Source organism: Flavihumibacter sp. CACIAM 22H1 (assembly GCF_001601815.1).
GTDB lineage: Bacteria > Bacteroidota > Bacteroidia > Chitinophagales > Chitinophagaceae > Flavihumibacter.
In genome coordinates this window covers 1-8021 of record NZ_LUKG01000122.1, presented here as the reverse complement: position 1 = coordinate 8021, position 8021 = coordinate 1, and the positions used below count along the sequence as shown (strand labels likewise).

The 8021-nt window shown below is 45.6% G+C and carries 6 protein-coding genes; 2 read left to right on the top strand and 4 right to left on the bottom strand.

Going from position 1 to position 8021, the window contains the following annotated elements; translation table 11 throughout:
* Positions 1–113 precede the first annotated feature (113 nt).
* Positions 114–317 carry a hypothetical protein gene (locus tag A1D16_RS20515; protein ID WP_039133489.1) on the bottom strand — a complete coding sequence of 68 codons (204 nt, stop codon included), beginning with the start codon at positions 315–317 and terminating at the stop codon, positions 114–116.
* Positions 318–425: 108 nt separating this feature from the next.
* A complete protein-coding gene (gene gyrB, locus A1D16_RS20510; RefSeq protein WP_290713147.1) occupies positions 426–2405 on the bottom strand; it encodes a DNA topoisomerase (ATP-hydrolyzing) subunit B in 1980 nt (659 codons plus the stop codon).
* Positions 2406–2608: 203 nt separating this feature from the next.
* Between gyrB and A1D16_RS20505 the strand changes: the two genes are divergently transcribed.
* Positions 2609–3547, top strand: coding sequence for an AraC family transcriptional regulator (locus A1D16_RS20505; protein ID WP_290713145.1), 939 nt, complete (start codon positions 2609–2611; stop codon positions 3545–3547).
* Between the two features lie 51 nt (positions 3548–3598).
* Here A1D16_RS20505 and A1D16_RS20500 read toward each other — a convergent pair whose 3' ends face one another.
* Positions 3599–4102, bottom strand: coding sequence for a ferritin (locus tag A1D16_RS20500; RefSeq protein WP_290713142.1), 504 nt, complete (start codon positions 4100–4102; stop codon positions 3599–3601).
* A gap of 34 nt (positions 4103–4136) precedes the next feature.
* Positions 4137–5339 carry an anhydro-N-acetylmuramic acid kinase gene (locus A1D16_RS20495; RefSeq protein WP_290713139.1) on the bottom strand — a complete coding sequence of 401 codons (1203 nt, stop codon included), beginning with the start codon at positions 5337–5339 and terminating at the stop codon, positions 4137–4139.
* Between the two features lie 149 nt (positions 5340–5488).
* On the opposite strand from A1D16_RS20495, the gene A1D16_RS20490 reads away from it, so the two are divergent.
* Positions 5489–8021 (top strand): FAD-binding and (Fe-S)-binding domain-containing protein (locus A1D16_RS20490; RefSeq protein WP_290713136.1); only part of this gene is annotated, 2533 nt, incomplete at its 3' end.

Here is an 8021-nt window from a genome sequence, read left to right as displayed (position 1 = left end):
GGCTCCAACAGCACCAATATGAACAGAAGCGTTTAATCACGGGAATTGAAAATAAAAAAAAAGCACCTTTCCTGTTAGCGGAAGGGTGCTTTTTTTATTGAATGAAGTACTAATTACCAGCCTTGTTTAGCAATACCGGCTTTAATAGCGGCAAGTGCTTTTTCTTCACCCAGCATAGTGGTGAGTTTATTTCCTTTTCCATCATTGCCCTGCGCCATATAACCGCCTCTGGCTGTTTTTGTGATCACTGCATCTTTAATTTCAACACCTTTTTCTTTAGTTTTTACGTTATATGCGGTCAGTTTAATATCAGCCATGTTTAGCTATTTTAAGAATGAATAATATGGTTAAAATTGCGCATACAAGCTAGCCAAAAAAACTTAGACTGCCCTTGAAATACGCTTATAAATAGGGAAATTTTAATATTAAATGTCGATTTTGGCGTATTTGGCGTGAGATTCAATGAATTGACGTCTTGGCGCCACTTCGTCTCCCATCAGCATACTAAATACCATATCGGCTTCGGCAGCGCTTTCCAGCGTTACGCGTTTAAGGGTTCGGGTATCCGGGTTCATGGTCGTTTCCCAAAGCTGCGTGGCATTCATTTCACCCAAGCCTTTATAGCGCTGAATGGTTACACTATCTTCTTTGCCGGCCCCAAATTTTTCTACCAGCATTTTCCGGTCTTCTTCTCCCCAGGCATAATCCTGGTCTTTCCCCTTTTTAACAAGGTAAAGCGGGGGCTGTGCCAGGTATACATAACCTTCTTTTACCAATTCGGACATATAACGGTAAATAAAGGTCAGGATAAGGGTGGCGATATGGGATCCGTCTACATCGGCATCGGTCATGATAATGAGCTTATGGTAGCGGAGTTTGGAAAGGTTCAGTGCCTTGGGGTCTTCCGGTGTTCCGACCGTTACACCCAATGCGGTGTATATATTCCGGATTTCCTCATTTTCATAGATCTTATGCTCCATCGCTTTTTCCACGTTCAGAATTTTACCGCGTAGTGGAAGAATGGCCTGGAAATTCCGGTCGCGCCCTTGTTTGGCCGTTCCGCCTGCAGAGTCTCCTTCGACAAGATATAGTTCACAGCGCTCTGCATCGCGCTCTGAGCAGTCGGCCAGTTTTCCCGGTAAACCGCCACCGCTAAGCACGGTTTTCCGCTGCACCATTTCACGGGCTTTTTTTGCAGCAACCCTGGCCTGCGCAGCAAGAATTACTTTGGAGATCACATTCCGCGCTTCTTTCGGATTTTCTTCGAGGTAAGCTTCCAGGGCGCGGCTAACGGTGGTTTCTACCACACCACTTACATCGCTGTTACCGAGTTTGGTTTTTGTTTGTCCCTCGAATTGCGGCTCCGGAACTTTTACAGAAATAATGGAGCTCAGGCCTTCCCGGAAATCGTCTCCCTCTACTTCAATTTTCGCTTTCTCAAAAAGGCCTTCTTTATCGCCATAACTTTTGAAAACCCTGGTAAGTGCACGACGGAAACCGGTAACATGGGTACCCCCTTCAATGGTATTGATATTATTTACATATGAGAAAATATGCTCTTTAAAATCGTTATTGTAGGAAAGAGCAACTTCCACAGCCACATGCGTGTTTTCATCATACCCTTCTACATAAAGGGTTTTGGCAATAAGGGGTGTTCTGTTGGCTGCTGCATCCAGCATTTCTACGAATTCGGTAATTCCGCCTTCACTGTAAAAAGTAGCCGAATAATGTTGACCGTTTTCGTCCAGTTCCCGCAGATCGTTGAGTACGATATTGATTTTACGGTTCAGGAAGGCCAATTCCCGTAAACGACCTTCCAGGATTTCGCGGTTGTAAACGGTATGAGTGAAAATGGTATCGTCTGGCCAGAAATGTACTTTGGTGCCGGTAATTTCGGAGTTGCCGATTTCTCGAACGGCGTACTGCGGTATCCCGATTTTATATTCCTGTTCAAAGATTTTTCCTTCTCGCTGAACAGTTACTTTAAGATCGCGACTGAGGGCGTTTACGCAACTTACCCCTACACCGTGCAAACCACCGGAAACTTTATAGGTGTTTTTATCAAATTTACCACCGGCATGTAATACCGTCATTACCACTTCCAGGGCACTCCGCTTTTCCTTGGTATGCATGGCGGTGGGAATTCCACGTCCATCATCACTTACAGATATAGAATTATCTTCATGTATAGTAACGATGATATTCTTACAATAGCCGGCAAGAGCTTCATCTATTGAGTTGTCTACCACCTCATACACCAGGTGGTGCAGGCCTTTTACCCCAATATCACCAATATACATGGCCGGGCGTTTACGTACTGCTTCCAGCCCTTCCAGTACCTGTATACTATCCGCCCCATATCCGTTATTGTTTGCAAGGGTTTGTTCCTGAATTTCTGTACTCATAAATACTTGGTAAAATACGCTTTAAAGTATAAAAATGACTATTGGCAAATGTACGGAAAAGACCTGAGACCTAAGCCCCTGCACTGTGAGAACTGCACCGATAAAACCGCCGGTAGGCTGGTGGGAGAAATGACAGTCGGGTGACAGCTGCGGGGGTATCGATGTCTCACCATTTAAGTAATCTTACTTATTTTTGCCCGTTCGTGTTTCAATCGCCTGATATATTATCCATAGCCCGGAAAGCGCCGGTGATGTACAATGAGTTGGAATTATTGCATCAGCGGGAGCAACAGATTCCGGGTTCGGTGCATTATACCATTCAGCGGTACCGGAAAAATATGCCATTTGAGATGGATGATACGGGTTTCCTGGTGTATCACCGGGTTCCGGCCGATGAAAAGCAGAATTACCTGGAACTTCGATTTTGTATCGCAGGAAATATGTATTGCCGGCAGTACCAGACAGAATGCGATAGTTGTAAAGTGAACCTGACCAGTTCCTGTGAACACCGCTCGCCCAGTGTGGATGTGATGAGTTTTGTCTTTAGCCCGGCTCATCTTTCGCAGTTTATCGGGTCAGGCAATATGAACACCCTGCAGGATGATATCATCCGTTTCCGGCATCGTACTTCTTTTTCAAAAGCCCTCTCACTTTGCAGCAGAACCCGCACGGTTTTGGAAACCTTGCTCAACCACCAGTATAACGGCTCTATGGAGAATATCTTCATCAATGCACAGATGCAGATGTTATTGTTGTTCAGCCTCGATTGTATGGTAGGGGAAAAAGAGGAGGTTGCCTTCAGTTGTAAATTCCTGGCGAATGAATCAGATCGTGAAAAGATTGAAAAAGCACGTGAAGTTTTATTGCAGCATATCGGTGAACCCATTACCATCAAAGAGCTGAGCAAAAAAGTAGCCATTAATGAATGTTACCTGAAAAAAGGGTTCAAGGAAATGTATGGTACCACGGTCTTTGATTTTTACCAGAGCCAGCGGATGGAGCATGCGCGCTACCTGCTATACGAAAAAGGCCTGAGTGTTACCGAAGTTTCGATGATGCTGGGTTACTCTTCTATTTCCCATTTCTCTACGGCATTTAAGAAACATACAGGCATAAAGCCCTGTGAGTTGCTATTACATTAGTCCCAGCTAATCCAGGCATTCCGTATATCGGTATCGGTTTATAACTACTACTTATTTTTCATTGGGCCGATAAGCCATAATATCCCGGTCAAACAGGTAGAGGCCGCTTTTGTCTTCACCAATCAGTTCCAGTTTTTCATTAAGGGTGCGGGCCGTACGTTCTTCTTCCATTTGCTCAGTAACATACCACTGGAGGAAATTATGCGTGGCATAATCCTTTTCGGAAAGAGACTGGTGAACAAGGTCGTTAATGCTATCACTCACTTTTAATTCATGCTTCAGGAATTCCGCAAACGCAGTTTGCAGGCTGCGAAAAGTCAGAATTGGTTGTTCCAATGCAGGTACCATGGCAAATCCACCACGTTCATTGATAAAAGTGATGAGTTTCAGCATATGCATTCTTTCCTCATCAGATTGTTTATAAAAAAATGCAGCAACACCCTGCAAGCCGGGCTGTATATCGGCCCAGCAGGCCATTGCCAGGTAAGCCTGGGAAGATTCCGCTTCCATCTGAACCTGTTTGTTTAACGCATCCTGCATGGTTTTCGAGAGCATAGTAAAAAATTTATAGTAAGGTACAAAATCGCCCTCAACCAGGGAAACTCAATTTGCCCATTGATACGGTTGGAATACCATTGCGACCTTCCCCATACTGCACACGTCCACCCGTCAGCCATTCATTGGCAAGAACGGCAAAAAGCACCGCTTCCTTGGCATCCGGATTGATCTGTAATACAGTAGTAGGTTTAAATTGAACGCCCGGTAATAAAGCAAGCAGGTTTTTCATCAATAAAGGATTGTGCATGCCACCGCCACTCACATAAAAATGGTATTGATCCAATTCCTTAACCTGGGTATTGATAGCGCGTGCTATTCCTTCCGCAGAAAATCTATTGAGCGTGGCCATGGTATCGAAATCCGAAATAGATGTTGTTCCTGATCGTTGTTGGGCGGCTGATAAATAGGCCAGGTTAAATAATTCAGGACCGGTTGTTTTGGGAAAACCCTGGCTGAAAAAGGGATGGTCTAATAAGGCTGCCAGTAGTTGTTCGTTTATTGATCCCTGTAAGGCTACTGTGGCATCGGCATCATAATAAGTGCCCGGATATACCTGTTGTATAAATGCATCCATAAGTGTATTACCGGTTCCGGTATCGGTGCAAAAAACATGGTCTGGGTTAAGGTCACCGGGCAGGAAGGTAAAATTGGCGATTCCACCAATGTTCAGCATGATCCGATTTTCGCCCTTTTTTGAAAAGATCAGGTAGTCGCCATAAGCTGCCAGGGGAGCCCCTTCTCCGCCACCGGCAATATGTTTTTGCCTGAAGTCACTAAGTGTGAGTATACCGGTGCGTACCGCCAGGTGGTCGCCATCGCCCAACTGCAAGGTTCCATTGCCAAAATCTGGCAGCTGGTGTAAGGATTTTGGGGCATGAAAAATGGTTTGCCCGTGGCTGGCAATCAAATCTATTTCCGATGTGGGTATGTTCCAATCGGAAAGCGCCTGCAGAATGAGGGCAGCATGCTGTTCAGCGATCCATCCATTCAGCAGGCAAAGCTGTTGCAGATCTACCATTTTCTTCGAAAAAACGTTGGCTATTGCTGCTTTGAAGGCTGGTTGGTAGGGGATTGTTGTAAATTCTCTCAGTTGGATCCGGGTATCCATACCAGCACCCGAAATCCGGCAAAGAGCAATATCCAGTCCATCTACCGAAGTGCCCGACATAAGCCCGATTATATTCCTTGATTCCCTGGAGGCGATTTCATGACATTGCTGAAGATACCGGTTCATGAGAAAATTTTGAAGGGTTAAATGCGTGCTATTTTATGCGTAATTATTCTGGAATATACATAGATTTATGCAATAATTTGCGGATATATGCACGTTTTAGCCAATTATCTCTTCTTTAACCTTGGTAAAATTGTTTCGATATTTGACAAATGAATGTAGAAGCTGGCAATAAATTGGATTTTTCCGCCCTTAAACAGGCATTATCGGGCGACTTGTATTTCGATGATTCGCCCGAAGATCGGGCAGTAAAGATGGCCTATGCCACTGATGCATCGGTGTACCAGGAAATACCGCTTGCCGTGGCAGTACCCCGGCATGAAAAGGACCTGGTGAAACTGGTAAAATTTTGTCGGGATGCCAGGCTTCCCATGATTCCCCGCACCGCAGGTACTTCTTTAGCCGGGCAGGTTGTTGGAACGGGCCTGGTGATCGATTTATCGAGGCATATGAACGCATTGCTGGAAGTAAACCAGGCAGAGAAATGGGTACGCGTGCAACCGGGTATTGAGCGCGATGTATTAAATGAACTGCTATTGCCCTATGGGTTGTTTTTCGGACCGGAAACGTCCACCTCCAACCGCGCTATGATCGGAGGAATGATCGGGAACAATTCCTGCGGCTTACATTCAATGGTTTGGGGGACTACCCGGGACCATGTATTGGAAGTAAAAGTTATTCTTTCGAACGGGGAAGAAGCCCTGGTAAAAGCGCTGGATGCTACAGCGCTGCAGGCCAAAAAAAAGCAGACCGGCCTGGAAGGGCAGATCTACCGGGAGATTGACCGGATACTAACTGATACTGCCAATCAAAAGGCCATTCGCGAAGCTTACCCCGCTGAAAAGGTGGTGCGAAGAAATTCTGGGTATGCATTGGATGCACTGCTGGATTCTTATCCGTTTGGCGGAAAAAAAGATTTTAATCTCTGTCGTTTGATAGCCGGCTCTGAAGGTACGCTTGCAATGATCACCGAGGCCAAACTAAACCTGCTTGAATTACCTCCTGCTGAAAAAGGGTTGGTGTGTGTGCATTGCAGCAGTCTGAAAGAATCGCTGCTGGTAAATTTGATTGCTATTAAACACGGCTGTTATGCCAGCGAGCTGGTAGACGCGCTTATACTGGGGTTTACCAAAAATCATCCGGCACAACAGAAAAACCGGTTTTTTATTGAAGGTGAGCCGGCTGCACTGTTGATGATAGAATTTATGGAAGCGGAACTGGAACAGATGCAGGCTAAAGCTGCTGCTTTTGTACATGAATTAAAATCTCTTCAGTTAGGGTATGCCTATCCGTTATTAACCGGGTCATCTATTAACAAAGCCTGGGACTTACGCAAGGCTGGGTTGGGTTTATTGAGAAATATAAAGGGAGATGCACAGCCGGTAAACCTTATCGAGGACTGTGCCGTTGCTCCGGAGGATCTTCCTGCCTATATAGATGAGCTGCAGGAATTGTTGCAATCCATGAACCTTACGGCATCTTATTATGCCCATGCCGGCGCGGGGGAATTGCATGTGGAGCCACTTATTAACCTGAAATCGGCAACAGGTAGGATACAGTTCAGGGAGCTGTTAGCCGGCACTGCAGCAATTGTAAAAAAATACAAGGGCTCACTCAGCGGAGAGCATGGCGACGGGCGACTGCGTGGTGAATTTATTCCCTATATGTTGGGCGATCGTTGTTTTGAGCTGTGTAAAGAAATAAAGCGTCTTTTTGATCCTCAGCAAGTTCTGAATCCGGGTAAAATAACCGACGCTCCACCGATGGATGCATATTTCCGCATGCCGGCAAATCCGCCTTCTGAAAAAGTTACTACTCATTTTAATTTCGAGCGCGAAGGGGGTATTCTTGCGCTTGCAGAGAAATGTTCCGGATCGGGTGATTGCCGCAAAACACATAGGGCAGGTGGCACTATGTGCCCGAGTTATATGGCTACCCGCTTCGAAAAAGATACCACCCGGGCAAGGGCAAACCTCTTACGCCAGTTTTTATCAGCCGAACCTTCTGCAAAAGCTTTTGATCATGAGGAAATTCATGCAGCAATGGATCTTTGTTTGTCGTGCAAAGGATGTAAAGCAGAGTGCCCCTCCAGTGTGGATGTGTCTAAATTAAAAGCCGAATTTCTGCAGCAGTATTATGAGCTGCATGGCGTACCTCTAAAGGCCCGGATGATTGGTGAATTTCCGGCGCTCAGTGCATTTGCCAGCAAGTTTCCTACTATATATAACTGGTCGATGAAACAATCGCTGTTCGCCCGGCCTCTTAAGAAGCTGCTGAATATGGCTGCAGAACGTGATTTACCGGCGTTGCATCGGTTTACGTTGAGGAAATGGGTGGAAGGGGGAAAGAGGGGAGAAGTGGTGAAGAGAGTGGAGGGTGGTAAGAGGAGGGTGTATTTTTTTTGTGATGAGTTTACGAATTACAATGATGTGGAGTTGGGCATGAAATGTATTAAGCTGTTGGAGAAATTGGGATATGAGGTTATTATTCCGCAACATATTGAAAGCGGGCGTACGCATTTATCAAAGGGACTGGTAAAACGTGCCAAACAGATTGCCATCAAAAACATTGAGCTTCTGGCTCCGGTGGTAGAGGATGATTGTTCAATTATTGGGTTGGAACCATCGGCCATATTAAGTTTTCGGGATGAATACCTTGATTTGGTTCCGCCCACCTTACAGGAGC